General features: G+C 71.0%; 26 protein-coding genes. 16 read left to right on the top strand and 10 right to left on the bottom strand.

What is annotated here, in order from left to right; translation table 11 throughout:
• Window positions 1-187 precede the first annotated feature (187 nt).
• Entirely contained in the window at window positions 188-2,170 is a 1,983-nt protein-coding gene (gene acs, locus ATL45_RS11310; RefSeq protein ID WP_093156357.1) for an acetate--CoA ligase, read from the bottom strand.
• Between the two features lie 216 nt (window positions 2,171-2,386).
• Between acs and ATL45_RS11305 the strand changes: the two genes are divergently transcribed.
• From ATL45_RS11305 to ATL45_RS11275, 7 genes are all read left to right on the top strand, one after another.
• Complete coding sequence (locus ATL45_RS11305; RefSeq protein ID WP_093156358.1) at window positions 2,387-3,133, top strand: Fic family protein; 747 nt, start codon at window positions 2,387-2,389, stop codon at window positions 3,131-3,133.
• A 50-nt stretch (window positions 3,134-3,183) separates the two neighbouring features.
• A complete protein-coding gene (locus ATL45_RS11300; protein WP_093156360.1) occupies window positions 3,184-4,119 on the top strand; it encodes a nucleoside hydrolase in 936 nt (311 codons plus the stop codon).
• A 63-nt stretch (window positions 4,120-4,182) separates the two neighbouring features.
• Window positions 4,183-5,088 (top strand): LysR family transcriptional regulator, encoded by a 906-nt coding sequence (locus ATL45_RS11295; protein ID WP_093156361.1) that lies wholly within the window; start codon window positions 4,183-4,185, stop codon window positions 5,086-5,088.
• Between the two features lie 77 nt (window positions 5,089-5,165).
• The gene (locus ATL45_RS11290) at window positions 5,166-5,681 is read left to right on the top strand and encodes a cysteine dioxygenase family protein (RefSeq protein ID WP_093156363.1); all 516 of its coding nucleotides are present in this window, start codon (window positions 5,166-5,168) and stop codon (window positions 5,679-5,681) included.
• An 84-nt stretch (window positions 5,682-5,765) separates the two neighbouring features.
• Window positions 5,766-6,947: an MFS transporter gene (locus tag ATL45_RS11285; protein WP_093156364.1), complete on the top strand. Its 1,182-nt coding sequence runs from the start codon at window positions 5,766-5,768 to the stop codon at window positions 6,945-6,947.
• Entirely contained in the window at window positions 6,944-7,342 is a 399-nt protein-coding gene (locus ATL45_RS11280) for a nitroreductase family deazaflavin-dependent oxidoreductase (protein ID WP_093156366.1), read from the top strand. The genes ATL45_RS11285 and ATL45_RS11280 overlap by 4 nt, the downstream gene beginning before the upstream one ends.
• 52 nt (window positions 7,343-7,394) lie before the next feature.
• Window positions 7,395-7,760: a MerR family transcriptional regulator gene (locus ATL45_RS11275; RefSeq protein ID WP_093156582.1), complete on the top strand. Its 366-nt coding sequence runs from the start codon at window positions 7,395-7,397 to the stop codon at window positions 7,758-7,760.
• A 35-nt stretch (window positions 7,761-7,795) separates the two neighbouring features.
• On the opposite strand, the gene ATL45_RS11270 is transcribed toward ATL45_RS11275, so the two are convergent.
• From ATL45_RS11270 to ATL45_RS11250, 5 genes are all read right to left on the bottom strand, one after another.
• Window positions 7,796-8,707 (bottom strand): N-acetylmuramic acid 6-phosphate etherase, encoded by a 912-nt coding sequence (locus tag ATL45_RS11270; RefSeq protein ID WP_439332449.1) that lies wholly within the window; start codon window positions 8,705-8,707, stop codon window positions 7,796-7,798.
• A complete protein-coding gene (locus ATL45_RS11265) occupies window positions 8,707-9,627 on the bottom strand; it encodes a MurR/RpiR family transcriptional regulator (RefSeq protein ID WP_093156369.1) in 921 nt (306 codons plus the stop codon). The genes ATL45_RS11270 and ATL45_RS11265 overlap by 1 nt, the downstream gene beginning before the upstream one ends.
• A 341-nt stretch (window positions 9,628-9,968) precedes the next feature.
• Window positions 9,969-10,361, bottom strand: coding sequence for a PPOX class F420-dependent oxidoreductase (locus ATL45_RS11260; protein WP_093156370.1), 393 nt, complete (start codon window positions 10,359-10,361; stop codon window positions 9,969-9,971).
• 70 nt (window positions 10,362-10,431) lie between these two features.
• Window positions 10,432-10,827 (bottom strand): RidA family protein, encoded by a 396-nt coding sequence (locus tag ATL45_RS11255; RefSeq protein WP_093156372.1) that lies wholly within the window; start codon window positions 10,825-10,827, stop codon window positions 10,432-10,434.
• Between the two features lie 62 nt (window positions 10,828-10,889).
• Complete coding sequence (locus tag ATL45_RS11250; protein ID WP_093156373.1) at window positions 10,890-11,303, bottom strand: MarR family winged helix-turn-helix transcriptional regulator; 414 nt, start codon at window positions 11,301-11,303, stop codon at window positions 10,890-10,892.
• Window positions 11,304-11,366: 63 nt separating this feature from the next.
• On the opposite strand from ATL45_RS11250, the gene ATL45_RS11245 reads away from it, so the two are divergent.
• On the top strand, window positions 11,367-12,218 hold the full coding sequence (locus tag ATL45_RS11245) for an MBL fold metallo-hydrolase (RefSeq protein ID WP_246025280.1): 852 nt from the start codon (window positions 11,367-11,369) through the stop codon (window positions 12,216-12,218).
• Between the two features lie 69 nt (window positions 12,219-12,287).
• Here ATL45_RS11245 and ATL45_RS11240 read toward each other — a convergent pair whose 3' ends face one another.
• From ATL45_RS11240 to ATL45_RS11225, 4 genes are all read right to left on the bottom strand, one after another.
• Window positions 12,288-14,024 carry a serine hydrolase domain-containing protein gene (locus tag ATL45_RS11240; protein WP_093156375.1) on the bottom strand — a complete coding sequence of 579 codons (1,737 nt, stop codon included), beginning with the start codon at window positions 14,022-14,024 and terminating at the stop codon, window positions 12,288-12,290.
• A gap of 181 nt (window positions 14,025-14,205) precedes the next feature.
• Complete coding sequence (locus ATL45_RS11235) at window positions 14,206-15,435, bottom strand: exo-beta-N-acetylmuramidase NamZ family protein (RefSeq protein WP_093156585.1); 1,230 nt, start codon at window positions 15,433-15,435, stop codon at window positions 14,206-14,208.
• 36 nt (window positions 15,436-15,471) lie between these two features.
• Complete coding sequence (locus ATL45_RS11230) at window positions 15,472-17,244, bottom strand: glycoside hydrolase family 3 protein (protein WP_246025279.1); 1,773 nt, start codon at window positions 17,242-17,244, stop codon at window positions 15,472-15,474.
• 528 nt (window positions 17,245-17,772) lie between these two features.
• On the bottom strand, window positions 17,773-18,612 hold the full coding sequence (locus ATL45_RS11225; protein ID WP_093156376.1) for an HAD family hydrolase: 840 nt from the start codon (window positions 18,610-18,612) through the stop codon (window positions 17,773-17,775).
• A gap of 611 nt (window positions 18,613-19,223) precedes the next feature.
• Between ATL45_RS11225 and ssd the strand changes: the two genes are divergently transcribed.
• The 8 genes from ssd to ATL45_RS11185 all read left to right on the top strand — a co-directional run bounded on the left by ssd (window position 19,224) and on the right by ATL45_RS11185 (window position 25,283).
• Window positions 19,224-20,312, top strand: coding sequence for a septum site-determining protein Ssd (gene ssd / locus ATL45_RS11220; protein WP_093156378.1), 1,089 nt, complete (start codon window positions 19,224-19,226; stop codon window positions 20,310-20,312).
• Window positions 20,313-20,523: 211 nt separating this feature from the next.
• Window positions 20,524-21,732 (top strand): TadA family conjugal transfer-associated ATPase, encoded by a 1,209-nt coding sequence (locus ATL45_RS11215; RefSeq protein WP_093156379.1) that lies wholly within the window; start codon window positions 20,524-20,526, stop codon window positions 21,730-21,732.
• Window positions 21,726-22,517: a type II secretion system F family protein gene (locus ATL45_RS11210; protein WP_177242034.1), complete on the top strand. Its 792-nt coding sequence runs from the start codon at window positions 21,726-21,728 to the stop codon at window positions 22,515-22,517. Before ATL45_RS11215 ends, ATL45_RS11210 begins: the two co-directional genes overlap by 7 nt.
• Window positions 22,514-23,215, top strand: coding sequence for a type II secretion system F family protein (locus ATL45_RS39595; protein ID WP_246025278.1), 702 nt, complete (start codon window positions 22,514-22,516; stop codon window positions 23,213-23,215). The genes ATL45_RS11210 and ATL45_RS39595 overlap by 4 nt, the downstream gene beginning before the upstream one ends.
• A 159-nt stretch (window positions 23,216-23,374) precedes the next feature.
• Entirely contained in the window at window positions 23,375-23,590 is a 216-nt protein-coding gene (locus tag ATL45_RS11200; protein ID WP_211841213.1) for a DUF4244 domain-containing protein, read from the top strand.
• Window positions 23,590-23,976, top strand: a complete 387-nt coding sequence (locus ATL45_RS11195; RefSeq protein ID WP_093156381.1) for a TadE family type IV pilus minor pilin — start codon at window positions 23,590-23,592, stop codon at window positions 23,974-23,976. Before ATL45_RS11200 ends, ATL45_RS11195 begins: the two co-directional genes overlap by 1 nt.
• Complete coding sequence (locus ATL45_RS11190) at window positions 23,973-24,317, top strand: Rv3654c family TadE-like protein (RefSeq protein ID WP_093156382.1); 345 nt, start codon at window positions 23,973-23,975, stop codon at window positions 24,315-24,317. Before ATL45_RS11195 ends, ATL45_RS11190 begins: the two co-directional genes overlap by 4 nt.
• A gap of 300 nt (window positions 24,318-24,617) precedes the next feature.
• Complete coding sequence (locus ATL45_RS11185; protein WP_093156384.1) at window positions 24,618-25,283, top strand: bifunctional DNA primase/polymerase; 666 nt, start codon at window positions 24,618-24,620, stop codon at window positions 25,281-25,283.
• The last annotated feature ends 93 nt before the right edge of the window (window positions 25,284-25,376 follow it).

Below are 25,376 nucleotides of genomic sequence, written 5' to 3'. Positions count from 1 at the left end.
CCGGCACACCTTTGGCGAAATCCTAACATCCGGCTCCCGGACGTTTGCCGCGCGAAACATTCCCGGCTCGCCGTCTTCGCAGGTCAGAAGGGTTATTCCGAGGTGACCTGACGGGAACTTCACGTTCCTGTTGACAGCAGCAGGGGCGCCCTCCGGCTGGAGGACGCCCCTGTTCGCGACTGTTCGGTCAGTCGTCGCTGCCGGTCTTCAGGCCCTTCGAGATGAGGTCCATGACGCTGGAGTCGGCCAGCGTGGTGACGTCGCCGACCTCGCGGTTCTCCGCGACGTCGCGCAGCAGCCGACGCATGATCTTGCCCGAGCGGGTCTTGGGCAGCTCCGGCACGATCATGATCTGGCGCGGCTTGGCGATCGGCCCGATCTCGCTGGAGACGTGCTCGCGCAGCTCCTTCAGCGCCGCCTCGCCGGAGGCCGCGTCGTCGACACCGCCGCGCAGGATCACGAACGCCACGATGCCCTGGCCGGTGGTCGGGTCGGACGCGCCGACGACCGCGGCCTCGGCGACGTTCGGGTGCGAGACCAGCGCGGACTCGACCTCGGTGGTGGAGATCCGGTGCCCGGAGACGTTCATGACGTCGTCGACCCGGCCCAGCAGCCAGATGTCGCCGTCGTCGTCGTACTTGGCGCCGTCACCGGCGAAGTAGTAGCCGAGGTCGGCGAACTTCGACCAGTAGGTCTCCCGGTAGCGGGCGTCGTCGCCCCAGATGCCGCGCAGCATCGACGGCCACGGCTTGTCCAGCACCAGCAGCCCGCCGCCGCCGTTGGGCACCTCCTCGCCGGCCTCGTTGACCACCTTCGCCGAGATCCCCGGCAGCGGGCGCTGCGCGGAACCGGGCTTGGTGGAGGTCGCGCCGGGCAGCGGCGAGATCATGATCGCGCCGGTCTCGGTCTGCCACCAGGTGTCCACGATCGGCGTGCGGTCGCCGCCGATGTTCTTGCGGTACCAGATCCAGGCCTCGGGGTTGATCGGCTCGCCCACGCTGCCCAGCAGCCGGAGGCTGGACAGGTCGTACTTGGCGGGGATGTCGGCGCCCCACTTCATGAACGTCCGGATGGTGGTCGGCGCGGTGTAGTAGATCGTGACGCCGTACTTCTGCACGACCTCCCAGTGCCTGCCCTCGTGCGGCGAGTTCGGGGTGCCCTCGTAGATCACCTGCGTGGCGCCGTTGGCCAGCGGCCCGTAGACGATGTAGGTGTGCCCGGTGACCCAGCCGATGTCGGCGGTGCACCAGTAGACGTCCGACTCCGGCTTGAGGTCGAAGACGTTGCTGTGCGTGTAGGCGGCCTGGGTCAGGTAACCGCCGGAGGTGTGCAGGATGCCCTTCGGGCGGCCGGTGGTCCCCGAGGTGTAGAGGATGAACAGCGGCTGCTCGGCGTCGAAGGCCTCCGGGGTGTGGGTCTCGGGCTGGCCCTCCAGCACGTCGTCCCACCACTTGTCCCGCGCGTCGTCCCAGGCGACCTCGCCGCCGGTGCGCTTGACCACCACGACGTGCTCGATGCTCGGCGTCTCCGCGACGGCGGCGTCCACGTTGGCCTTCAGCGGCATCGCCTTGCCGCGCCGGTACTGGCCGTCGGCGGTGATCACCACCTTCGCCTCGGCGTCGTTGATGCGGGTGCGCAGCGCCTCCGAGGAGAACCCGCCGAATACCACGCTGTGCATCGCGCCGAGGCGGGCGCAGGCCAGCATCGCGAACACCGCTTCGGGCAGCATCGGCAGGTAGATCGCCACCCGGTCACCGGCACCGATGCCCAGCGCGGCCAGCGCGTTGGCGGTGCGCGAGACCTCGCGCTGCAGCTCGGCGTAGGTGATCGTGCGGGAGTCGCCGGGCTCGCCCTCCCAGTGGATGGCCACCCGGTCGCCGTTGCCGGCCTCGACGTGCCGGTCCACGCAGTTGTAGGCCACGTTGAGCTTGCCGCCCACGAACCACTTCGCGAACGGCGCGCCGGACCAGTCCAGGACCTGGTCCCACTTGGTCTCCCAGTGCAGCTTCTCCGCCTGCTCGGCCCAGAACGCGTCCCGATCGGCATCCGCGTGGGCGTAGAGATCCGCGGTGGCGTTCGCCTGCGCCGCGAACTCCGCCGAGGGCGGGAACGTCCTGCTCTCGTTCAGCAGGTTGCTGAGCTCGTTGTTCTGCCCGTCGGGCTGGCTCATCGCCGAGAACCTCCGTGGTCGTGGGGTAGCCAGTGCTAACCGCACCGTAATGCGATCGGGCTCACTGCAACAGAGGGTTAGCGCTATTGGTACAGACCAATCAGGCGTACGGTCCGAAATCACTGCGTCACGCAGGGCTGACGGACGATTCACTGTGGCACACGTCGCATCCGGCCTGGGCGGCGGGGGCTGGGCCGGACGGTAGCGTCAGCGGGCGTGAACGACAAGCCATCGCTGGCACCGCTGGTCGAGCTGGAGGGTGTGGCCGACGCCGTGGCCGCCGCCCGCGCGGCCATCGACGAGGTCCACCGGCACCCGGCCAACCGCCGCGGCTGGCCGACCACCGCGGCGGAGGCATCGGTGCGCGCTGCGCGCGCGTCCGCGGCGATCGCGGGCGGCGCGGCGGAGATCCCGGAGTCCGGGGAGGTCACCGACCCGCTGCTGGCCGGTTCGCTGCGGATCGCGGAGGGGATGGGCGGCCTGCTGCCGACCTGGCAGCGCGCGCCGCGGCAGGCGCTGGCGCGGATGCACGTGCTCGCCGCCGCGGACCTGGTCGACGACCCGGACCTGCTCGGCCGCCCGCAGGCGGACCCGGAGATCGCCGAGCGGCTGGACCTGCTCGCCGAGATCATCACCGACCCGAAGGCGCAGGGCCCGGGGCCGGTGCTGTCCGCCGTCGTGCACGGCGAACTGCTCGCGCTGCAGCCCTTCGGCCTGGTCGACGGCGTGATCGCGCGCGCGGCCGCGCGGCTGAGCGTGATCGGCAGCGGTCTGGACCCGAAGGGCCTGGTCGTGCCGGAGGTGGCGTACTTCCGGCGGCAGGAGGAGTACGCGGAGCTGGCGCTGGGCTTCGCGACCGGCGACCCGGACCAGGTCGCGGCGTGGATCGTGCACTGCTGCAAGGCGCTCGAAGCGGGCGCCCGCGAGGCGAAGTCCATCGCCGACGCGGTCCAGGAAGGCTGACCGCCGAGGGCGGTCCCAACCGAGCAGGTCGAGCACGGCCGGAGGAAGACGTGGCGAAGAAGATCCTGATCGACTGCGATCCGGGCATCGACGATGCGCTGGCGCTGGGGCTGGCGCACGGCAGCCCGGAGCTGGACGTCGTCGGCGTGACCACCGTCGGCGGCAACGTCGAGCTGGAGCACACCACCGACAACGCCCTGCGGTTGCGGGACTTCTACGGCATGGACGCGCCGGTGGCGCGCGGTGCCGGGCGGCCGCTGGTGCGCGAGCCGCGGACGGCCGGGGAGGTGCACGGCAACTCCGGGCTCGGCGGTGCGGTGCTGCCGGAGCCGAAGTCCGAGCTCAGCGGGCAGCACGCGGTCGACTTCATCATCGACACCCTGGCTGCCTCGCCCGGTGAGATCAGCCTGACCGCCGTCGGGCCGCTGACCAACATCGCGCTGGCCCTGCGCAAGGAACCGCGGATCACTGAGTGGGTGAAGGAATTCGTCATCATGGGTGGTTCTTTCACCCGTGGGAACACGAATCCGGCCGCCGAGTTCAACATCGTCGCCGACCCGGAAGCCGCCGCGGTGGCCTTCGGGGCGCCGTGGCGCACGGTCATGATCGGCCTCGACCTCACCCACCAGGCGCGCGCGAGCGCCGAGGTGCGCGCCGGGTTCGCCGACCTCGGCAGGCTGGAGGCGGAACTGCTCACGCCGTGCCTGGACTTCTACGGCAGCCACATCAGCTACCAGGAGAAGGGCCCGGCGATCCACGACGCGTGCGCGGTGGCGTACGTGATCGACCCCGGCCTGTTCGAGTCGGTCCCGGCCCGCGTCGACGTCGAGACGCAGGGCCGGTTCACCTCCGGCATGACGGTCACCGACTTCGCCGCCCCGGCCGACATCCACAACGCGATCGTCCCGACCGCGCTGAACACCGAGGGCTTCTGGAACCTGGTCACCGACGCCTACCGCAACGTCGCCGCCAGCCTCCCGGCCTGACCGGCTGCGCGAGTCCCCTGATCAGCACTGCCGCCCCCGAGGCGAACGTGAGATCTTTTCAAGATGGTGGACCCGCGGTACATCCGGATGTTCCACGCCGTGGTCCGGGCCGGTTCGTACGCCGGTGCGGCGCGCGAGCTCGGTTACAGCCAGCCCGCGGTCAGCCAGCAGATGCGGGCCCTGGAGCGAGCCGTCGGCACGCCGCTGTTCACCAGGGCGGGGCGATCGCTGCGGTTGACCGCGGCCGGTGAGGTGCTGGCCAGGCACGCGGGTTCCGCGCTGCGCGACCTCGCCGCCGCGCAGAACCAGATCACGGCGATCCGGCAGCTGCGCACCGGGCACATCCGGATCTGCGCGTTCCCCAGCGCCAGCGCCACGATCGTGCCCGCTGTGGCGGCGCGGATCGCCCGCCACCACCCGGACCTGCGCATCCAGCTCGTCGAGGCGGAGCCGCCCGATTCGGTGGAGACGCTGCGGCGCGGCGAGTGCGACGTCGCGCTCGCCTTCACCTACCCGGGAGCGGCCGAGGAGCTGGACGACGGCGACCTGCTCGGCGTGGCGGTGCTGGACGACCCGGTGGTCGTCGTGCTGCCCAGCGGGCACCGGCTGGCCGAGCGGCGGTCGGTGGAGCTGGCCGATCTCGCCGGTGAACGGTGGATCGCGGGGTGCACCCGCTGCCGGGACCACTTCGTGCAGGAGTGCCGTGCGGTCGGCTTCGAACCGGACATCGCGTTCACCACCGACGACAACCTCGCGGTGCAGGGCCTGGTCGCGGCGGGCGTCGGGATCGCGCTCATGCCCGGCCTGGTGCTGTCGTTCCTGCGGCACCCGAAGGTGACCAGCCGCCGCGTGCGCAGGCTCGACGACCGCCGGGTGTCGGCGTACGTGCTGCGCGACCACCACCGCATCCCGGCCACCGCGCTGATGCTGGAGACGTTCCGCCAGGTGGGCACTGCTGCTCGCCGGTGATCTCCAAGCAGGGCTTTGGGAGCGGCCAACTTTTCTGCCGTCGACGCGAGGTTTCCTTGCCGGGCAAGGTGATTCGCATGACGACGCAGCTGATCGAACTGGCCGGAACCATTCGCGAGCAGGTGCGGCGCGGCCTGCCGGCGGCGCAGACCGCGGAACTGGTCGAAGACGCGCTGAAGCCCTTCCTCACCGCCCCCGACCTGCTGAGCCCGGTGCAGCGCGTGGGCGACCCCGACCACTACCGGCAGCACGTGCTGCACGTGGAACCCGACGGCAGCTTCTCGATCGTCGCGCTGGTCTGGCTGCCGGGCCAGCAGACGCCGGTGCACGACCACATCTCCTGGTGCGTCACGGGAGTGCACGAGGGCGTGGAGCACGAGCAGCGCTACGTCCTGCGCGAGGGCGACCTGGTCCCGGCGGAGCAGACCACCAACCACCCCGGCGAGGTGTGCGGTTTCGCGCCGCCGGGGGACATCCACCTGGTCCGCAACGCGGGCTCGGTGAAGGCGATCTCGATCCACGTCTACGGAGCGGACATCGCCGTTCTGGGCTCCAGCGTCCGCCGCTGCTACGAGCTCGGCGCTACGGCCTGATCTGCCCGGACTGCGAGCGGAGCAGTGCTTCCGGACACACCGGGTTGACCTTCACGCCTGACGTCAACGCGGACGCTCGGCGGTATGACCGGAACGCTTCTCCCGCACCGCGCGCTGCTCCTGGTGCTGACCGGCTGCGCCTTCCTGCTCGGCACCGGCGAGATCATGATCGCCGGCCTGCTGCCGGAGATCGCGGCAGGGCTCGGCGTCTCGTTGCCGCTCGCCGGAACGCTGATCAGCGTGTTCGCTCTGACCGTCGTCGTGGGAGGGCCGCTGCTCGCGCTCGCCACCGGCGGCGTCGACCGTCGGCCGCTGGTGCTCGGGCTGCTGGGCGTCTTCGCCGCGAGCAACGTGATCGCGGCACTGTCGTCGTCCTACCTGCTGCTGGTCGGCTCGCGCGCGCTGGCTGCGTTCGCGCACGCCGCGCTGATGCCGCTGTTCTTCGGCGTAGCCGTGGATCTCGTACCTGCGGACAAGCGCGCCACCGCAGTGGCACGGGTGTCCCTCGGCCTCGGTCTGGCCACTGTCGCCGGCCTGCCGATCGGTGCTGCCGTCGGGAACCGGCTCGGCTGGCGGGCGACGTTCTGGGGGCTGTCGGCGCTGGTCATCGTGGTAGTGGCGCTCCTGTGGGTTCTGTTGCCGCCAGGACAGCGGGCGGCTGAGAGCCGGCTCGCCGAGTTGCGCGTGCTTCGCGAACGCGCGGTGCTGCTCACCGCCGCGACGACCGCGCTCGGAGCAGGAGCGGCGTTCACGGCGTACACCTACATCGCCCCGCTGCTCACCGAGGTGACCGGTTTCGCGCCGGTCACCGTCACAGCTCTCCTGCTGGTCTTCGGCTTCGGCGGCACGATCGGCAACGTGCTCGGCGGGAAGCTCGCCGATCGCGATCTGATGCGCACGATCTGCGGCTCGCTGGCCGTGCTCGGTGCGGCGTTGCTGCTGCTCGGGGCGGTCGCGACGAACAAGCCGCTCACCGCTGCGGCGCTGTTCGCCTTCGGCACGGCCTACTACGCGGTGATCCCGGCGGTGAACACCCGCATGCTCGAAGTGGCATCGCAGCAGGCCAGGACGCTTGCGCTGACCGTGCAGAGCTCGGCGTTCAACAGCGGGATCGCCGCTGGGGGCTGGTTCGGCGGCCAGTTGATCGGACGCGGGCTCCCGCTCCAGGCGGTGGCGGTCGCCGGTGGAGGGCTCGCAGTGGTGGCCGCCCTGGTCGCTGCGTTCGACGCGGTCGGTGCTCGGCGGGGGATCGGAGCGTTGCGGTGAACGAGCAGGTGATCCGGGAGTTCCGGGCGAACGGCGGGAAGGTCGGCGGGAACTTCGACGGGGTGCCGTTGCTGCTGCTCACCACCACCGGGGCGCGGAGCGGCCGGTTGCGCACCAACCCCGCCGTCCACCTCCGCGACGGGCACCGGCTCGTCGTGTTCGCCTCCAACGGCGGCGCACCGGTTCCACCCGCCTGGTACTTCAACCTGGTGGCGAACCCGCAGGTCGTGGTGGAGGTCGGTGACGCGACCCGTACGGCGGTGGCAACGGTCGTCGACGGTGCCGAGCGCGACCGGCTCTGGGCTCGGCAGGTGGCGGCGTATCCGCAGTTCGCGCAGTTCCAGGAGCGCGCGGGACGGCTCATCCCGGTGGTCGCCCTGGAGCCGGTGGCTTGACCTTGACGTGGGCGTCGAGGTCTACGGTCGGATCCGGACCAGGGGAGGGACGATGCGGATCGGTGAACTGGCCGAGGCGACCGGCACCACCACGCGGGCGCTGCGCTACTACGAGGAGCAAGGACTGCTGCACCCGGAGCGGTCGGCCAACGGCTACCGGGTCTACGGCCCCGGCGCGGTCGCGGTGGTGGAGAACATCCAGCTGCTGCTCGCGGCCGGGCTCACCACCGAGGACCTGCGGGCGATCGACGGATGCCTGTTGGATCCGGTGCACGCCTGCGCCGATCCGACCACCAAGATCCGGCTGTTCGAGCAGCGGTTGGCGGTGGTCCAGCGGCGGATCGACGAGCTGTCCCGGGTTCGGGGACGGCTCGTCGACCAGCTGGCGGAACTGGGCGGTGCGTCGGTCGCGGCCTGATCCGGCTGCGCACGGGGAGCCGGTGCGCAGTTCGGCTACTGCGTGAGGGCGCGGAGGGCCTCCCGGACCTGGCCGTCGGCGACCGCCAGCGCTGCCGCCGAGCTCTCGACGTCGGCGCCGGTCAGCAGGTGCACCAGCGCCGTCTTCAGGTCTCCGTCGGAGGCCGTCAGCGCCGCTTCGCAGATCTCCTCGGAAGCGCTGGTCGCCTCCTGCAGGATCCCGATCGTGCGGCCGCGCAGCTTCGCGTTGGTGGCGAGCATGCTGACCATCAGGTTCGAGTAGGTGCGGCCCATCCGGATCATCACCGCGGTGGAGAACGAGGTGAGCACCAGCTTCTGCGCGGTGCCCGCCTTCATCCGGGTGGAGCCGCTGATCGGTTCGGGACCGGTGTCCACCGCGATCACCACGTCCGCGGGCACCTGCCCGACGTCCGGGTTGGAGGTGACCAGCGCGGTCTTCGCCCCGAGCTGTTGCGCGGCTTCCAGCGCGGCCAGCACGAACGGGGTGCGCCCGGACGCCGCCAGGCCGATCACCAGGTCGTCGGGCGATGCGCTCTCGCGGATCTCGGCGGCACCGGAGGCGACGTCGTCCTCGGCGTTCTCCACGGCCCGCCGGAAGGCGTCGGGACCGCCCGCCTGGTGCGCGACGATCCAGTCCGGGGGCACGTTGAAGGTCGGGATCAGCTCCGCCGCGTCGAGCACGGCGAGCCTGCCGGAGGTCCCCGCGCCCACGTAGTGCACGCGGCCGCCCGCGCGCAGCGCGGTGACCGCCATGTCCACCGTGCGCGCCAGCTCGGGCAGGACCCGGCCGACCGCCACCGGGACGGTGCGGTCCTCGCCGTTGAGCACGTGCAGGATGTCCAGCGTCGGCAGCAGATCTATGTCCCGCGTCCGCGGGTTGTTGCGCTCGGTCGGAGCATCCACCCGCACTGCGCGGTCCTGGCTCATCACGCCTCCTTCTGCCGCCGGCGGTCCGGTCGGCTTTCGAGGCGGTGGCCGCCCACCGCTTCGTACGTGGCTTCCAGCGCCGCCCGGGCCTGGTCCAGGTGGCGCTGCGCGACGCCGATGAACAAGCAGTCGATCACGGTGAGCTGGCCGATCCGGCTGGCCATGGCCCCCGATCGGTAGGTCGTCTCGCGGACCGCCGTGGTCAGCACGTGGTCGGCGACCTCGGTGATCGGCGAGCGGGCGAAGTTGGTCAGCGCCGCCGTCGTCGCGCCCCGCCGCCGCGCCTCGCGCAGCGCCTCGACTGTCTCGGCGGTCGCGCCGGTGTGCGAGATGCCGATCGCCACGTCGCCTTCGCGCAGCACCGCCGCCGAGGTGAGCGCGTTGTGCGTGTCCGACCAGGCGAAGCAGGTCAGGCCGATGCGGTGCAGCTTCTGCTGGAGGTCGAGCGCGACGAACGCGCTGGCACCGACGCCGTAGACGTCGATGCGGCGGGCCTGCGCGACGTCCTCGACGAGCGGTTCCAGCACCGCGGCGTCCAGCTGGTCCGCGGTTTCCTCGACGGCCTTCGCGTCCGCGTAGCCGACCTTCTCGATGATCTGGCCGAGGTCGTCGTCCGGGGCGATGTCGCTGCCGAGCTCGCGGTCGCGGGTGGAGGTGCGCGCGGTGTCGGCGGCCAGCGCGATGCGCAGGTCGGGATATCCGCCCACGCCGATGGCCTTGCAGAACCGGGTGACCGTGGTCTCGCTGGTGCCCGCCGCTTCGGCGACCTCGGTGATGCTGCGCCGCGAGATCGACGCCGGGTCGGCGAGCACGATGTTGGCCACTCGCTGCTCCGCTCGGGCGAGACCGGGCAGCAAGGAGCGGATCTTGACGAGGGGGCTCGCCTCGCCCGATTCGCGGGACGTGTCGTCACTGGCCATGTGGGAAACTTACTAACCGTTGCTTCTGGCGGTCAATGGCCCTCTTCCGGGTTTCCACCGGGTAGACGGGGCAACTTCCTACCCAGGTTGCATCTGTCAGCAACTACTCCGAAAGGGGTAATAGGTAGGTTTTCCCGCACCAGAACGTCATCGGCCCTGAAAACGAGCACGAAGCCCCGAACCGCCGCGCTCAGAACCCCCTGCACCAGGGAGGAGCAGCGGTGCGCGACTGCTCGGCCCGCCCGACCGGCTCCGTCACCCGGGGACGTGTCGATCTCGCGAGAGATCGACGTTCACCCGGGTGACGGTCGATTTCGTGGGAAATCGACACCGCCAGGCGGTCACTGCTTGGTGGTGTGCTCCGGTTCGACGTAGACGATCACGCGCTCGTCGCCGGGCTGCGGCCACGGGTACTCGTCCTCGTCGAGGTACTTCTTGGCCATCTTGTCGATGAACCGGTTGTCCTGGTCGTCCTCGACCTTGGCGACCCGTCCGCGCACCTCGACGTAGCGGTAGGGCTGGTCAGGGTCGTGCACCGAGACGGAGATGCGTGGTTCCCGCTTGAGGTTGCGGTACTTCTGCCGCGTCTTGGTCTGGCTGAACTTCAGGTACCGGCCGTCCCAGTCGATCCACACCGGGCTGGACTGCGGTTCGCCGTGCGGGCCGATGGTGGCCACGTGCCCGAAGGCCCGCTTGCCCAGGATGTCCTCCCGGTCCTGCGGAATCCCCGACATCTCGACTCCTTCCGACGGTTGCGGTTCGCATCCGACCCTGCCCGCCGGTCGTGGAGCTCGCGACTCGGCGTCAGGGCCGCACGGCGACGGCGTCGATCTCGAAGAGCATGCCCGGCAGCGCCAGCGCGGCCACGCCGGTGAGCGTCTGGGTGGGCGGCTGATCGCCCCAGATCTCGCCGATGAGCCGGCCGATCACGGCGAGCTTGTCGAGGTCGTGGTCGACGACGTAGGTGCGCAGCTGCACGACGTGGCTGAAGTCCAGGTCGACCGCGGCGAGCGCGGCGCGCAGGTTGGCCAGCGACTTCTCGACCTGCTCGGCGAAGTCCGCCGAGGTCACCTCGCCGTTGCCGTCGGAGGCGTACTGGCCGGCGATGAACACCAGTCCGGTGGAGGTGTCGGCGACGTGGCTGTAGCCGAAGCGGACCGGGTCGTGCAGGGCCGCCGGGTTGATGATCTGGTGGGACACGCGGAGTTCCTTCCGAGCGACGTTTCTCGATCTTGAGAACGCATCCGGGCCCGTGGAATTCCTCAGCGGTCGGACAGGGCGCGTCGCAGGAGCTGGTGCAGGCTCTGCTGCTCGTCCGCGTCGAGCCCGGACAGCGGTGTGTTCACCGAGAACCGCTCGATGATCCGCGTCCGCTGCCGCACGCCCTCCTCGGTCAGCGCGATCTCCTTCGCACGCCGGTCGGTCGGGTGCGGTCGGCGGGTGACCAGGCCCTGCTTCTCCAGCCGGTCGATCACGAAGGTCACGTTCGAGGTCGCGCAGTGCATCCGGTTGGCGAGTTCGCGCATGCTCAGCGGTTCGGCCAGCTCGCGCAGGGCGATCGCCTGGGACGCCGTGAGCTCGCTGTCCGCGACGCAGCGCCGCACGTGCTCCTCGATGTTGTGCGCGAGCTCGCTGATCAGGCTGCAGAGCTCGCGGGTTTCCGCGGACCGGTCCATGCGGGAAGTCTACCAAGTTAGAGATGTTGCAATTAGAATAGTTCTAGTTGTAAGTTCACCGCCGTGATTGCGGAACAGCGGTGGAGCACAGCGGCGGGCATCCGGTCGATCGAACTGGGTGACCTGCGGATCAGCTACGTCCCGGACGGCGTCGTCGGCCTCAAGCCGCGCGGCTGGTTCCTGGAGACCTCGGCGGACGACTGGCGCGAACGAGCGCAACACCTCGACGGTGCCGGACACCTGGTCGCCAGCATCGGCGGCCTGCTCGTCGAGCACGGCTCGCGGGCGATGCTGATCGACGCCGGATTCGGCCCGGCGAGCAGGCCCGACGACCCGGGCAACCAGATCATCGGCGCGATCCGCGGTGGTGACCTGCTGGAGAACCTGGCGGTGCTGGGGCGCGCTCCCGAGGAGATCGAAGCGGTCGCGATCACCCACCTGCACACCGACCACATCGGCTGGGCGCACCAGGGCGCCTTCCCGGCCGCCCGGTTCCTGCTGGCGGAGCAGGAGTGGAAGCTCCGCGACGAGCACGCCGAGGACGTCACGGACGAGATGCTGGCCGCGCTGGAGCGGCAGGTCGAAACCGTCCACGACGGGCAGGAGATCTTCCCGGGCGTGCGCGTGCGCAACTCGTTCGGCCACACGCCCGGCCATGCGTCGTACACGCTGACCTCGGGCGATCAGCGCCTGATCGCCTTCGGCGACGCGCTGCACAGCGCGGTGCAGATCGCCGAACCGACCTGGCCGGTCTGGGCCGACGTCGACCGCGCGGAGGCCGTCCGCACCCGCCAGGAACTGGTGCGGGAACTCCGGGAGCCGGGCACCATCGGCTTCGGCATCCACTTCGCCGACGTCCAGTTCGGCCGCGCGATCGCCGACTCCGGCACCACCCGCTGGCAACCCCTGCCGTGACGGGAGCGACGCGATTTCAATGGAAATCGGACGTCCGATTTCCATTGAAATCGCGGGAAGTCCGGTGCGTCAGCGGTCGGTGGAGACCCAGCCCTCGGGGTGCAGGCGGTCGGCCTGGAGCTCGCCGTCCAGCAGGGTCGCGTCGCGGTCGGCGGCCAGGATGCCGTCCACGTTCACCCCGCGCCCGGTGTACTGGCCGTCCGGCGCGTACCGCCACCGCAGGCGCACCTGCTCGCCCGGCTCCGCGGCGACGGATCCGCGCACCTTCCACCAGTTCCGGTGCCCGGATCCGGCCAGCTGCTCCTGGGTGCCTTCCGGCGCTCCCGGGCCGGCGGCCCGCACCGCCACCGGCCGCCAGGTCGTACCGTCCACACTGGATTCCAGCAGCAGCGGGTCGACGCCGTCGGAATCCCGCTGGGTGTCGACGAAAGCGCTGTAGGTGACCTGCACCGGACCGCTGACCGGCCCGAGCGGATCGGTGGTCAACGTGCCCGCGCGGTCGGCGGACCATGACTCGGAGCCGAACTCCGGCCGCACCGCCAGCGCCCGCGCCATGCCCTGCGCCAGCGCCTGCCGGGCCTGGTTGTTCGAGCCCCACTGCCGCGACGGGTGCACGCGGTTGGTGAGCAGCACCACGACCGATCGCGACAGCGGGTCGATCACCAGCGACGTCCCGGTGTAGCCGGTGTGCCCGGCGGTGTGCGGGGCGCTGAGCCCGGCCATGTACCAGCGCTGGTCGAGCTCGAAGCCCAATCCGTGCGCGTTGCCGGGGAATTCGCCGTTGAAGTCGGTCAGCATCCGGGCCACGCCGTCCTCGGACAGGATGCGGTTGCCCGCGTAGGTGCCGCCGTTGAGCAGTGCCTGACCCAGCGTGGCCAGGTCGTCGGCGGTGGAGAAGACGCCGGCCTGGCCCGCGACGCCGCCCAGCGCCCAGGCGTTCTCGTCGTGCGCTTCGCCGCGCACCATGCCGCGCGGCGGATCGGCCTGGAACTCCGTGGCCGCCACGCGGTGCAGCTCGGCCGCGGGCGGGTTGTAGCCGGTGTCCCGCATGCCCAGCGGCCCGGTGATCCGCTCGGCCACCACCCGGTCCAGCGGTTCACCGGTGATGCGCTGGACCAGCACGCCGAGCGTGATCATGTTCGGGTCGGAGTAGGTGTAGTTGGTGCCCGGCGGGTGCTCCGGGGTGAGCTGCATGATCGACGGAATCCGCTGCTCCGGGGGCAGCTTCCACAGCTGCGCCTCGGCCTGCAGCCCCGAGGTGTGGGTGAGCAGCTGCTCGACGGTGATCGACTGCTTGCCGTTGACGCCGAACTCCGGCACGTACTCCGCGACCGGCGCGTCCAGCCGCACCGCGCCGTCGTCGACGAGCTGCAGCGCCGCGATCGAGGTGAACAGCTTGCTGATCGAGGCGACGTCGAAGATCGTGTCGACCTGCATCGGTTCCCGCTGGTCGGCGGGTAACTCGGTGCCCTTGCCGTCGGAGTAGCGCACCTCGTGCCCGACGGCATCGCGCCGCACCACGACCCCGTCGTGCACCAGCAGGCTCACGGCACCCGCGTACATCGGGTGCTCGCGGCCCGGAGTCCGCTCGGTCCAGGCCGCGATCTGCTGCAGCGCGGCGTCGATCGGGGCGGGATCCAGCCCGACATCGGCGGGGGAGCCGTCGCGCAGCACGGTCCCGCTGGGGGCGAATCCCCGCTGCGGGCGGTCGAAGTGGCCGTCGGCGTTGCCCGGTGACGCCGTTGCCGAGCCGGCCAATGCGGTGACCGACAGCAGCGCTACGGCCGCCAGGATCGTCCTGCCCATCCGTTCCCCCTCAGTGCCTGTTGGTGGTGTGCCTCGCCGGGGTGATCGCTTGGCGGAACCTGTGCGGGTGCCCCTCGACCAGTACACGGCCGAGAGGCCGTCCTCGCCAGGAAACCGCTCGGAAACCGTCGAATGCGTGCTCGACGCGGCTGCCGCCGCTCGAATGAGCACCGACAGGCTGTCAGCGGTAAAGCAGATCCGGTTCGCGTTGTCGTCGGAAGTCCTCGACCTCGTCCTGCCACGAGTCGACGATCTCGGCGGCGTCGGCGCCGCCGTCGACCATCGTGCGCAGCCGGTCGGAGCCGGAGAGCTTGTCGATCATGTTGTCCGGGCGCCAGCCGAACACCTGCGGGTACAGGCGTCGCGCGGTGACGAGCATGGTCACCGCGGTGCGGATCGCGTCGACCTCGCCGAGCCGGTGCACCTGCACGCCGCCGCAGGTGACGTCGGCGTGCTTGGAGAAGGTCGGCACGAAGTAGGTCTCGCGGAACCGGACTCCGGGCAGCCCGGCCTTGTTGAGCTCCTCCGCCCACCGCCAGTCGATGCCCGGTGCGCCGATGATCTCGAACGGCCTGGTGGTGCCCCTGCCCTCGGAGAGCACGGTGCCCTCGAACAACCCGGTCCCGGGGTAGAGCAAGGCGGTGTCCGGTGTCGGCATGTTCGGGCTGGGCGGAACCCAGGGCAGGCCGGTGCCCGCCGCGCGCCCCTTCCAGCCCTCGACCCGGACGACCTCCAGCTGCGGCAGCGGTTCCGGCAGGTAGACGCGGTTGAACATCCGGGCCAGCTCGCCGACGGTCATCCCGTGCTGCTGCACGATCGGCAGCAACCCGACGCCGGAGGCGAACCGCGGGTCCAGGCGCGGCCCGGCGACCTGGTCGCCGAGCGGATTCGGCCGGTCCAGCACCAGGAACGAGGCCCCGACCTGCTGCGCGGCCTGCATCGCGGTGTACATCGTCCAGATGTAGGTGTAGAAGCGGGCGCCCACGTCGGCGATGTCGAAGACCACCTGCTCGACGCCCGCCTTGCGGAACATCCCGGCCAGCTTCGCCGCGTCGGCCCCGTACGCGTCGTACACCGGCAGCCCGGTGCGCGGGTCGCGGTAGTCGCCCTCGGAGCCGCCCGCCTGGGACGTGCCGCGGAATCCGTGCTCGGGCCCGAAGACCGCGGCGATGTCGACCGCACCGCTGGCGTGCATGACGTCGACGAGGTGCTCCAGCGACGAGAGCACGCCGGTCGGGTTGGTCACCACCCCGATCCGGCGGCCCTTGACGTCGTCCCAGTTCCGCCCGGCGAGCACGTCCGCCCCGGTTCGCACCGCGAACCCGAGGTCGGTGGGCTGCTGCGGCGCGGCGCAGGCGGAACTCGCCGCGATCCCGACCGCGGGCACGGCCAGCGCAGCCGCGGTCAGCATGCCGCGCCGGGAGAGCTGGAACTCAGCCACCTGCCGTCACCAGCCCAATCCGTGGCCGTAGGGATACGCGTCGGTGCCGGGCTTGTTCGGGTCCGGCACCGGAACCGGGAGCTTGCCGACCGGGGCGATCTCGCCGAAGAGCACCTTGGTCAGCGACTCCATCGCGACCGGCTTGTCCGAGTAGGTGGCGAGCCAGGCGGGGGAGTCGGCGCGCGCCGCGTCGTAGGGGTCGCGGGTGGCGACCGCGATGACCGGCTTCCCGGTCTGCTGCAGGGCGCGCACCAGGTCCAGCTGCCCGGCGTTGGCCTCGCTCCAAGCGGCGTTGGTGAGCACGACGGTGACGTCGTTCTGCCTGGCCTGCTCGACGGCCTGGTCGATCTGCTCCTTCGTCGGCTTCAGGCCCGTGGCCAGCGCCGACGTCTGCGGTCCGCGCGCCCCGATCTGCTTGGCCAGCGCGGCGGTCGCGTCGTTTCCGGCGCCGGTCACGAACATCTTGGCCGGCGGCTTGAGCGGCAGGACGCCGTCGTTGCGCAGCAGCGTGGTGGTGCGGTCGGTGATCGCCTGCGCCTCGGCCAGGTGCTGCTTGCTGCCGACGATCTTGTCCACTTTGGACACGTCGACGAACGGGTTCTCCAGCACGCCGCGACCGGCCTTCAGCGCCAGCACGCGCTCCACGCTCTGGTCGATGCGCTGCTCGCTGAGCTCGCCGCTGCGCACCGCGTTGAGCACGCCGTCGATGGCGACCTGCAGGTCGTTCGGCATGAGCAGCATGTCGGCGCCCGCCTTGAGCGCCAGCACCGGGATCTCGGCGTCCGGGTGCTTCTGCCGCACGCCGTCCATCTGCAGCGAGTCGGTGATGATCACGCCCTTGTAGCCGAGCTCCTCGCGGAGCATCCCGGTGAGCACCTTCGGCGACAGCGTCGAGGGCTCGCCGGAGTCGTCCAGCTTGGGCACCACGATGTGCGCGCTCATCACCGCGTCGGTCCCGGCGGCGATGGCCTCCTTGAACGGCGGCGCGTCGAGCTGCTCCCACTGCTGGCGGTCGTGCTCGATCACCGGCAGCGCGGTGTGGCTGTCCTGGCTGGTGTCGCCGTGCCCGGGGAAGTGCTTGACCGAGGCCGAGACCGTCTCGCCGGGCCCGGCGGAATCCTCGTAGCCGCGGATCTGCGCCGCGGTGAGCTGCGCGGCCAGCGCCGGGTCGGAGGAGAAGGAGCGCACTCCGATCACCGGGTTCGCCGGGTTGACGTTGACGTCACCGCTCGGCGCGAAGTTCTGGTTCAGCCCCATCGCGCGCAGCTCCCGGCCGGTGATGGCGGCGGCGCGCTCGGCGTCCTCGGGGCTGCGGCCGGAGCCGAGCGCCATGTTCCCGGGGAACTGGGTGGCGGGCTCGTGGATGCGGGTGACCTGGCCCTGCTCCTGGTCGGTGGAGATCAGCAGCGGCACCTTGGAACCGGAGTTGACCGCGGCGTTCTGCAGCCCGTTGGACAGCTCGGCGATCTGCTTCGGGTCGTAGAGGCTGTCGGTCCAGGTGAAGTGGATGATGCCGCCGAGGTGGTACTTCTGCACCACCTGGGCCGGGGTGTCGACGCCGAACTCCTCCTTGTTCTTGGGGTGCGGGGTGTCGGCGGTGCGGCCGTAGGCGTAGGTGACGAAGAGCTGCCCGACCTTCTCCTCCAGCGTCATCTCCTGGAGGATCTCGGCGGGGCGCTGCGGCGTGCTGGCGCCACCGGTGGCGGTGAGCGCCACCGCTCCTGCGGCCAGGGCGCTCAGCGCTATTGCGGCGCGGCGCGTTCGGGGCTTCGGGGACACGGTCGCCTCCCTGCGGGGCAGATCTTCGCCAGGCGGTAAGAGTTCACCACGAAATCGGACGATTTCGGAAGTTACTCACACCACCACGGCCGGTCAACGCTGCCGGTCGGCGTGGGCGAAAGATGCCACCGCGGAGACTGCTCCGCTCGGCGGAATCCGGGGGCGGACGTGCGGCGGCGCCCGCCGAACAGATCGGCGGGCGCCGCCCCACTGCGCGAGAACTCGGGTTACCAAGCGTGCACTCGTGTCGTAACTTCCGGGCTAGGCGTCCGGCGTCCCGGTACGCAACCCCGTGAACGACCAGCCTTGTGTGCGGCAACGCGTGGGTGCTCCGGGCCTCGCGCGCGGAGTCCGATCGGGGTGGACGCTACTTCTCCTCCGTAACGTCCCTGGCCAACCGTGGTCCGCACCTCCATTTGTAGACGGTGACGCCCGTCACTGCAAGGGTTCCGGCCGGTGTGGCCCCGACGAGTTCGCGGTCTGGCGATCACCGCGCGCTCTCCGCTACGGGACAAGCGAAAACGCCGGTCAGCGGCGGCGACGCCAGGCGCGCAAGCCCCACCACGCGGCACCCGCCGCGGCGACCGCGCCCATCCCGACCCCGGCCGCGGTGACCGCGGCGCGCGAGGGAGTGGGGATCCGGGCCCGCAGCGACACCGGGTGGTCGAAGGCCAGCGACGGCCAACCGCGCTGCACCGCTTCCTTGCGCAGCGCGCGATCCGGGTTGATCACGGTGGGGTGGCCGACTGCTTCCAGCAGCGGCAGGTCGGTGATCGAGTCCGAGTAGGCGTGGCACTCGGCGAGGTCGTAGCCGTGCTCCTCGGCCAGCTCGCGAGCGGCGATCGCCTTGTTCTCCGCCGAGCAGTAGAAGTCGACGTCGCCGGTGTAGCGGCCGTCGACCACCACCATCCGGGTGCCCGACCAGTGGTCCGCGCCGAGCAGCTTGGAGATCGGCGCGACGACCTCCTCGCCGGAGGCCGACAGCACCACGATGTCGTGGCCCTGCTCCTGGTGCTCGGTGATCAGCTGGGTGGCTTCCTTGTAGACCAGCGGGTCGACGATGTCGTGCAGCGTCTCCTCGACGATGGCGTTGACCTGCTCGACGTCCCAGCCGCTGCACAGCGAGGTGATGTGCGCGCGCATCCGGTCCATCTGGTCCGCGTCGGCGCCGGCCAGCATGAACACGAACTGGGCGTAAGCGCTCTTCAGCACGGCCCGCCGGTTGATCAGCCCTTCCTGGAAGAACGGCCGGCTGAAGGCGAGCGTGCTCGACTTGGCGATGATCGTCTTGTCCAGGTCGAAGAACGCTGCCACCCGGCGTCCGGTGGCGGGCGATGGGTTCGCGGGCTCTGTCACGCCGCACAGCATACGAGCCGGGCCGGGCCGCGGGCGGGCTGCGCACGCACGGTGGCATGGACCACCGATGTTTCACGCTGCGTAAATTCTTGGCCGGATATTCCGACTAGTGGGATAAGTTTCTTGACTCGAATGATTGCCAGTCGGCGATACGTGCGCACCGAGAGCAATAACGTTCCCTCAAATGGACGGGGGGCAATGCGGGTGATCTGCGGGATACAGTGTGTGGAGTCCGGCACGACCGGGCAGGTTCAGCTCGACCCCCCGGAGCTGAACTGACGACGACCCCCGCCCCTCCCCCCTGGCGGGGGTCGTCCCATTTCCGCGGTGCGCGGGCGGTGTCCGATTCGCGAAGCCGGCCAGGCGTGCGCGGGCTGGGATCCGTGCCCAGGAATGATCTTGTCGGGCGGCGGGGTGCCCGGCGTTCTGCGGACGGTTCACCGGTGATCTGCGGGCGAAAGCGAATTCGCGCCACGCTTTCGAGTGAGCGGAGTTATCCACAGGGCGGAGGTTTGTCCACAGATTCCGAAAACCCGCTTGGCATCGGCCGGAGTTCGGGCCACCTTGGTTATCGAGCGGAGCCGTTTTCGCTCTCGACCCCGAATCGCCGGAAGGCTTTTGCCATGACTGCTGCACGCCCGCTTCTCGTTGCGCGAGATGCCGAACTCGCCGAAGAAACCACTCGCCTGGCCGCTGCGTCCGGCAGCGAGCTGGTGCGCACCCGGGAGCTGTCCGCGCCTGCTTGGCGCACCGCGCCACTGGTGCTGCTCGACGCCGCCGCGGCAGCAGCCGGGGTGGCCGGTGGCCTGCCGCGAAGACGCGGTGTCGTCGTGCTCTGCCGAGATCCGACGCCGGAGCTGTGGCAGATCGCGTTCGAAGCCGGCGCGGACCAGGTGATCACCCTGCCCGCCGAGGAGACGAAGCTGATCGAGCTGCTGGCCGATGCCGCCGACGTCCCGGTGCAGGACGGCCGCATCCTCGCGGTGCTCGGTGGCTGCGGCGGCGCCGGTGCGTCCGTGCTGGCCACGGCGTCGGCGGTGCTGGCCGCACGCGGTGGAGCGCGGGCGCTGCTGGTCGACTGCGATCCCCTCGGCGGCGGCGTCGACCTCGCGGTGGGCGCGGAGGCCGACGACGGGCTGCGCTGGTCGGGGCTGGCGGTCAACGCCGGTCGGCTCGGCGCGACCGCGCTGCACGAGGCGCTGCCCGAACGCCGGATCGGGTCCGGCGCGATCACGGTGCTGTCCTGCGACCGCGACGGCCCTTCGACCGGACTGACCGCGGAGGGCGTGCGAGCGGTGCTGGCTGCGGGGCGCCGAGCTGGTGACGTCGTGGTGTGCGACGTGCCGCGAGTGCTCCCGGAACCGGCCGTCGCAGCACTGCGGGAGGCCGATCTCGTGGTGGTCGTAGTGCCTGCGGAGCTTCGTGCCGTCGCCGCGGCCGAGCGAGTCGTGGCCGCGGTCGGGGAGCACGCCGCGGGGCCGATCCGGCTCGTGGTGCGCGGTCCCGCGCCGGGCGGGCTGCGGACGGCGGACGTGGTGGGAGCGGTCGGGGCCGAGGTGCTGACCGGGATGCGGCCGGAGCCGCAGCTCCCGGCGCTCCTCGACTGCGGCGGGCTGGCGGCCCGGCTGCGCCGTCGCGGACCGGTGGCCCGAGCGGCTCAGCAGGTGCTGGCAGAGCTCGCTCGCCTCGAACCGGTCGCCACGGCCTGCTGATCTCCTGACCGGCGATTTCCATTTTGACGCACTGATTTTCTTCCGGCTTTGTCCTGCGCAATGGCGGGACGGCAGCACCTGCCCAACTTTTGGATTCCAGGTCGATGCGTGGCTGCTGAGTCCTGCACTTTCGCCGAGTGCGGGAGGCGATTTCGGCACGCCACGCGGACGAGGCCGGAAAAACCGCATGGGAAAGGAGAGTTGAACGGTCATGTCCACGAGTCGTGTTCTGGAACCCGTCGACGGTGCGGTGGACGGCGAGCTGCTGGCGCGAGTCCGCAACCGCTTGGTCGGCAGCGGTGCCGCGCCGACCTCCAGCGCTGTCGCCTCTGCGGTCCGGGAGGAATCTGGCGGACTGGTCGCCGACGCCGATGTGCTGGCAGCGCTCCGACTGGTGCAGCAGGAATTCCGCGGCGCGGGAGTGCTGGAGCCGCTGCTGCGCGACCCGGAGGTCTGCGACGTTCTGGTGACGGCGCCGAACAAGGTCTGGGTCGATCGGGGCAACGGTCTCCAACGGGCAGCGGTGCGCTTCGCCGACGAGGACTCGGTGCGCCGCCTCGCGCAGCGCCTCGCGATGTCCACCGGTCGTCGGCTCGACGACGCCCAGCCCTGGGTCGATGCCTGGTTGCCGCAGGAGAGCGCCTCCGGGGCGGTGCGGTTGCACGCGGTGCTGCCGCCGGTGGCGGGCGAGGGCACCTGCATCTCGCTGCGCGTCCTCCGCCCAGCGGTGCACGACCTGGCCGCCTTGCAGCAGTCCGGCGCCTTCGACGGGCCGACGGCCGACGTCCTGCGCGAGATAGTCGCCGCGAGGTTGGCCTTCCTGGTGGTCGGTGGCACGGCCAGCGGGAAGACGACGCTGCTGGCGGCGATGCTGGGCGAGGTCGCCGAAGCGGAGCGGATCGTCTGCGTCGAGGAGGCGGCCGAGCTGCACCCGCGGCATCCGCACGTGGTCCGGCTGCTCACGCGGCCGCCGAACGTCGAGGGAGTCGGCGAGATCCAGGTCCGCGACCTGGTGCGCCAAGCCCTGCGGATGCGGCCGGACCGGCTGATCGTCGGAGAGGTGCGCGGCGGCGAGGTCCGCGAGCTGCTCTCGGCGCTGAACACCGGCCACGACGGGGGCGGCGGCACGCTGCACGCCAACTCACCGCAAGAAGTCCCGGCTCGGATGGAAGCGCTGGCGGCGCTGGGCGGTCTGTCGCACACCGCGCTGCACAGCCAACTCGCTGCGGCGGTGCAGGTCGTGCTGCACGTCCGGCGAAGTGCGCAGCGCGGGCGGTACCTGGCAGGCATAGGCGTGCTGCGGCGCGACGGCGAGCGAGTTCAGGTCGTCTCGGCCTGGCAGCGCGATGAAGGCTGGACATCGGGACGGGAAGACCTGGCCGCGCTGCTGGCCGCCCGGGGAGGTGCGTTGCCGTGCTGATCCTCGCGCTGCTGCTGGCCGCGGTCGCCATGCTGTGCTGGCCCGAGATCAGCGCTCGCGACCGGCTTCGCCCTCGACAGGTGCGGACGGTGCTCGGGCCGGTGCGCAACACGCGGTTTCTCGTCGTGCCGACAGCGGCGGTCGGCGGGCTCGTTCTCGCTGGCCCGGCAGGACTTTTGGTTGGGACCGGGCTGGCCTTGCTCGGCGGGCACCACTGGCGATCTCTGCGCGGGCGGCGGGCCCGGCTCGTCCGGGCCGACGAGCTGACCGCCGGGCTGCGGCTGCTGGTGGCGCAGTTGCGAGCGGGCGCGCATCCGGCTTCGGCAGCGGAAGGTGCTGCGGCCGAAGCCGGGCCGGCGGTCGCCGGTGTCTTCCGGGACATGGCGGCCACGGTGCGGCTCGGCGGTGATGTGGCGGCGGTGCTGCGCTGCCACGATCTCGTCGAGCTGCGCGCACCGCTGGGGCGGGTCGCCAGGGCGTGGGTGCTGGCGGAGCGGCACGGCGTCGCGCTGGCCGATCTGCTCGACGCGGTTCGCCGCGATGTCGAGCGGCGCACGGCGTTCCGCCGCGGCGTCGAGGCGAAGCTGGCCGGTCCGCGTTCGACGGCGGCGGTGCTCACCGGGTTGCCGGTCTGCGGCCTGCTGTTCGGCGAAGCCCTCGGGGCGGCTCCGCTGGCGGTGCTCAACGACGGGATGTTCGGGCAACTGCTCTTGCTGGTCGGAGCGGCGTTGCTGGCGGCCGGTGCGAGCTGGACGTTGCGGCTGACGGAGGTGGTGCAATCGTGATCGAAGCGGCGCCGGTGCTCGTGGCGGCCGCGGTGCTGATCGCTCCCACGGGCTCGGCGCGGCACCGGCTCCGGTCGCTGCGCCCGCGCTCCCGGCCCCGGCAGCGGGCTGCGGTCACCGCATGGGCGCTCCCGCTGGCCGTGGGATCGGTCGCGGTGCAGGTGTTCGGCCTGGTCATGGGCGTGTTGATCGGGCTGGCGGCCGCGCTCGCCGCACGCCGCTGGTCAGCGCTGATGGCGCGAAGACAGGAACGGACGGACCCGCTGGTGCTGGCCGCGGGCTGGGATCTGCTCGCGGCGGGGATGCGGGCGGGCCTGCCGGTGCCGGTGGTCGTGCGGGCGGTGGCCGAGGAACTGACCGGCGTCGCGCGGCGGACCCTGCGCGAAGTAGCCGCTCACCTCGCGCTGGGATCGGACGCGGTGACGAGCTGGGAGCCTGCGCTGGCCAACCCGGACACCGCCGAGCTGGCCCGCGCGGCGCGGCGGACCGCGCGCACGGGTCAGGGCCTGGCGGAGGTGGCGGCCGAACTCGCCGAGCACGCCCGCGCCACGGTCGCCGAGCAGGCCGAAGCACGCGCGCAACGAGCAGCGGTGTGGATCTCCGCGCCGCTCGGCCTGTGCTTCCTGCCCGCTTTCCTGTGCCTGGGCGTGGTGCCAGTGGTCGCGGGAACCCTGAACCGGCTGACTGTGCCCGGGTAGCTGGCTGCGGAGCCCTGGCCACGGTTGGTCGTCGGCGGTGTCAAGAGGAGTTCACCGGTAAACCGAAAGTTCCTGTGTCGATTGGTTTTCGGGTGATCAGACCGCGGAGGGCGGTCAAGTCTGGATCAGTTCAATGTGGACGGACGAATGGAGGAGAACATGACGAAATCGATCACGGCTGTCCGGTGGGTGGCGGCCCGGAGGCTGCGGGCGTTGCTGCACGGCGATGGCGGGATGACGACCGCCGAGTACGCGATGGGAACGGTGGCTGCGGTCGCGTTCGCCTCGCTGCTGTTCGAGATCGTCACCGGCGGCACGATCAAGGAAGCCCTGACCGGCCTCATCGAACGCGGTCTGGAGGGTGGCGGCATCTGATGGATGCACAGGTGGCTCCGGCACCGCGCGGTGCCGGAGCACCCGACCGCGGCGCGGTGACGGTCGAAGCGGCGCTGGGCATCTGCTCGGTGATCGCCGTGTTCGTGCTGGCACTGGTCGGCACCAACGCGCTGATCGGCCACCTCCGCTGCACCGATGCGGCGGTGGAGGCGGCCCGTCTGGTGGCGCGCGGTGATCGGGCTCGGGTCGACGAGGCGGTGCACCGGATGGCCCCGGCCGGTGCCGTGCTGGAGGTGCAGGTGGACGGCGACGTCGTCCGCGCGGAGGTGAGCATGCCGTTGCCCGCTCAACTGCCCGGTCGCTGGCTGCACGCGCGGGCGGTGGCCGTGCTCGAACCGGGTGTCGAGGAGCAGGTGGTGCGATGAACCGCGACAGAGGAGTGGCGACGGCGCTGTCCGCGATCCTGGTGCTGGCGCTGCTCGCGGTGCTCGTGCTCGTTCTCCAGATCGGTGCGGCTACCATCGCCCGGCACCGCGCGGAAGGTGCCGCCGATCTCGCGGCACTGGCCGCCGCTGCACACGCACCGAGTGGGGCGGAGCTGGCGTGCGAGCGGGCCGCGCAGGTGGCGGACGGCATGCGCGCGGCGGTCGTCGAGTGCCTGCTGGAGGGCTGGAACGCCCGCGTCACGGTCGAAGCTGATCTTCCGGCCGTCGTGCTGCTGGCCGGAAAGGCCAGATCAAGGGCGCACGCGGGGCCGATCGAATAGTGATCGGTCCCGCCACGACGAACGGTCGACGAACGGTCCGGAGCGGACGGCAACGCGCGCGCCAGCTGCAGTTCGAGAGCCGTTCACCTGGTTGATCTTTCGGTGGTCGTGTTCTGCTCGGAGGCGTTCGTCGCGGCTGGACGACCGGTCGCCGACGCGGGGTGTACTCACCGGGGTGTCATGCCGTTGATTGGAGGTGTGAGCGGGAAGACTCGAAGTTCACGACAAAGAGGTCGCGAACCAGGTGGTTCCCCGAGACCACCGGTCCACCGCCCACTGTGGAACGAGGAGGCGGAACAGATGCAATGGTCGGCGGAGAGGTGGCAAGGTGCCTTCCGCGGCGTCCCGGCCCATCCGGCCGGGTTGACCAGCAGCCGGATCGAACTGCGCGTGCAGGCAATCGGATTCGCTTCGCGCGGTTGGCCGGTCCTTCCCGGAACCTACCCCGATGAAGACCACTGGATCGGCCGGCACGGCCGCCAGGAGCACGGCCCGATGCCGGTGCACCGCGACTGGCAGACGCGGCTCGGTACCAACCCCGACGAGGTCACGGCCTGGTGGGCCGAACACCCCTACAGCCTGCTGATCGCCACCGGGCACACCGTTGACGCGCTCGAGGTCGACGCGGCTCTCGGCCGTGCCGGTGCCTCGGTGCTGCGCGCCCTGGGCTTCCCGGTGCCGATCGTGGCGACCCCGCTAGGTCGCTGGTACTTCCTGATGACCAGCGGCGGCGAGCTCGCCGCGGAACTGGCCGACGTGCCCGGAATCCGCTTGCACGGCAAGGGGAGCTGGGTGGCCATGCCGCCGACCGCCTACCCGGGTGGCGCGGTGCACTGGCGGGTCAAGCCGGAGGTCTGCGCCTGGCGGCTGCCCACCCCGGACTTCGTGCAGGACGCGCTCCGCACGGGTCGCGAGAACCTCGACAACAACGCAGACGTGGCGGAACTCCTCGCGGCACGCAGGTGACGAACCTGCCGACCGTGCCGGCGCCGACCGGATCGGCACCCGCGCCCGGGCTCCCCGACACGACCGGACACCGCACCTCCCCCGAGCACGCAC

Origin of the sequence: Saccharopolyspora antimicrobica (assembly GCF_003635025.1) — a bacterium.
Classification (GTDB): Bacteria; Actinomycetota; Actinomycetes; order Mycobacteriales; family Pseudonocardiaceae; genus Saccharopolyspora; species Saccharopolyspora antimicrobica.
This window is presented reverse-complemented; position numbering and strand designations above follow the sequence as displayed.

Excerpts from the sequence above, each read along its gene's own strand:
- ATL45_RS11195 (WP_093156381.1), top strand. The coding sequence starts at position 23,590 with ATGGATGCACAGGTGGCTCCGGCACCGCGCGGTGCCGGAGCACCCGAC.
- ATL45_RS11235 (WP_093156585.1), bottom strand. The coding sequence starts at position 15,435 with ATGCTGACCGCGGCTGCGCTGGCCGTGCCCGCGGTCGGGATCGCGGCG.
- ATL45_RS11295 (WP_093156361.1), top strand. The coding sequence starts at position 4,183 with ATGGTGGACCCGCGGTACATCCGGATGTTCCACGCCGTGGTCCGGGCC.
- ATL45_RS11190 (WP_093156382.1), top strand. The coding sequence starts at position 23,973 with ATGAACCGCGACAGAGGAGTGGCGACGGCGCTGTCCGCGATCCTGGTG.
- acs (WP_093156357.1), bottom strand. The coding sequence starts at position 2,170 with ATGAGCCAGCCCGACGGGCAGAACAACGAGCTCAGCAACCTGCTGAAC.
- ATL45_RS11270 (WP_439332449.1), bottom strand. The coding sequence starts at position 8,707 with ATGAGCCAGGACCGCGCAGTGCGGGTGGATGCTCCGACCGAGCGCAAC.
- ATL45_RS11240 (WP_093156375.1), bottom strand. The coding sequence starts at position 14,024 with ATGGGCAGGACGATCCTGGCGGCCGTAGCGCTGCTGTCGGTCACCGCA.
- ATL45_RS11260 (WP_093156370.1), bottom strand. The coding sequence starts at position 10,361 with ATGTCGGGGATTCCGCAGGACCGGGAGGACATCCTGGGCAAGCGGGCC.
- ssd (WP_093156378.1), top strand. The coding sequence starts at position 19,224 with ATGACTGCTGCACGCCCGCTTCTCGTTGCGCGAGATGCCGAACTCGCC.
- ATL45_RS11200 (WP_211841213.1), top strand. The coding sequence starts at position 23,375 with ATGACGAAATCGATCACGGCTGTCCGGTGGGTGGCGGCCCGGAGGCTG.
- ATL45_RS11290 (WP_093156363.1), top strand. The coding sequence starts at position 5,166 with ATGACGACGCAGCTGATCGAACTGGCCGGAACCATTCGCGAGCAGGTG.
- ATL45_RS11225 (WP_093156376.1), bottom strand. The coding sequence starts at position 18,612 with ATGCTGTGCGGCGTGACAGAGCCCGCGAACCCATCGCCCGCCACCGGA.
- ATL45_RS11285 (WP_093156364.1), top strand. The coding sequence starts at position 5,766 with ATGACCGGAACGCTTCTCCCGCACCGCGCGCTGCTCCTGGTGCTGACC.
- ATL45_RS11185 (WP_093156384.1), top strand. The coding sequence starts at position 24,618 with ATGCAATGGTCGGCGGAGAGGTGGCAAGGTGCCTTCCGCGGCGTCCCG.
- ATL45_RS11275 (WP_093156582.1), top strand. The coding sequence starts at position 7,395 with ATGCGGATCGGTGAACTGGCCGAGGCGACCGGCACCACCACGCGGGCG.
- ATL45_RS11250 (WP_093156373.1), bottom strand. The coding sequence starts at position 11,303 with ATGGACCGGTCCGCGGAAACCCGCGAGCTCTGCAGCCTGATCAGCGAG.
- ATL45_RS11265 (WP_093156369.1), bottom strand. The coding sequence starts at position 9,627 with ATGGCCAGTGACGACACGTCCCGCGAATCGGGCGAGGCGAGCCCCCTC.
- ATL45_RS11215 (WP_093156379.1), top strand. The coding sequence starts at position 20,524 with ATGTCCACGAGTCGTGTTCTGGAACCCGTCGACGGTGCGGTGGACGGC.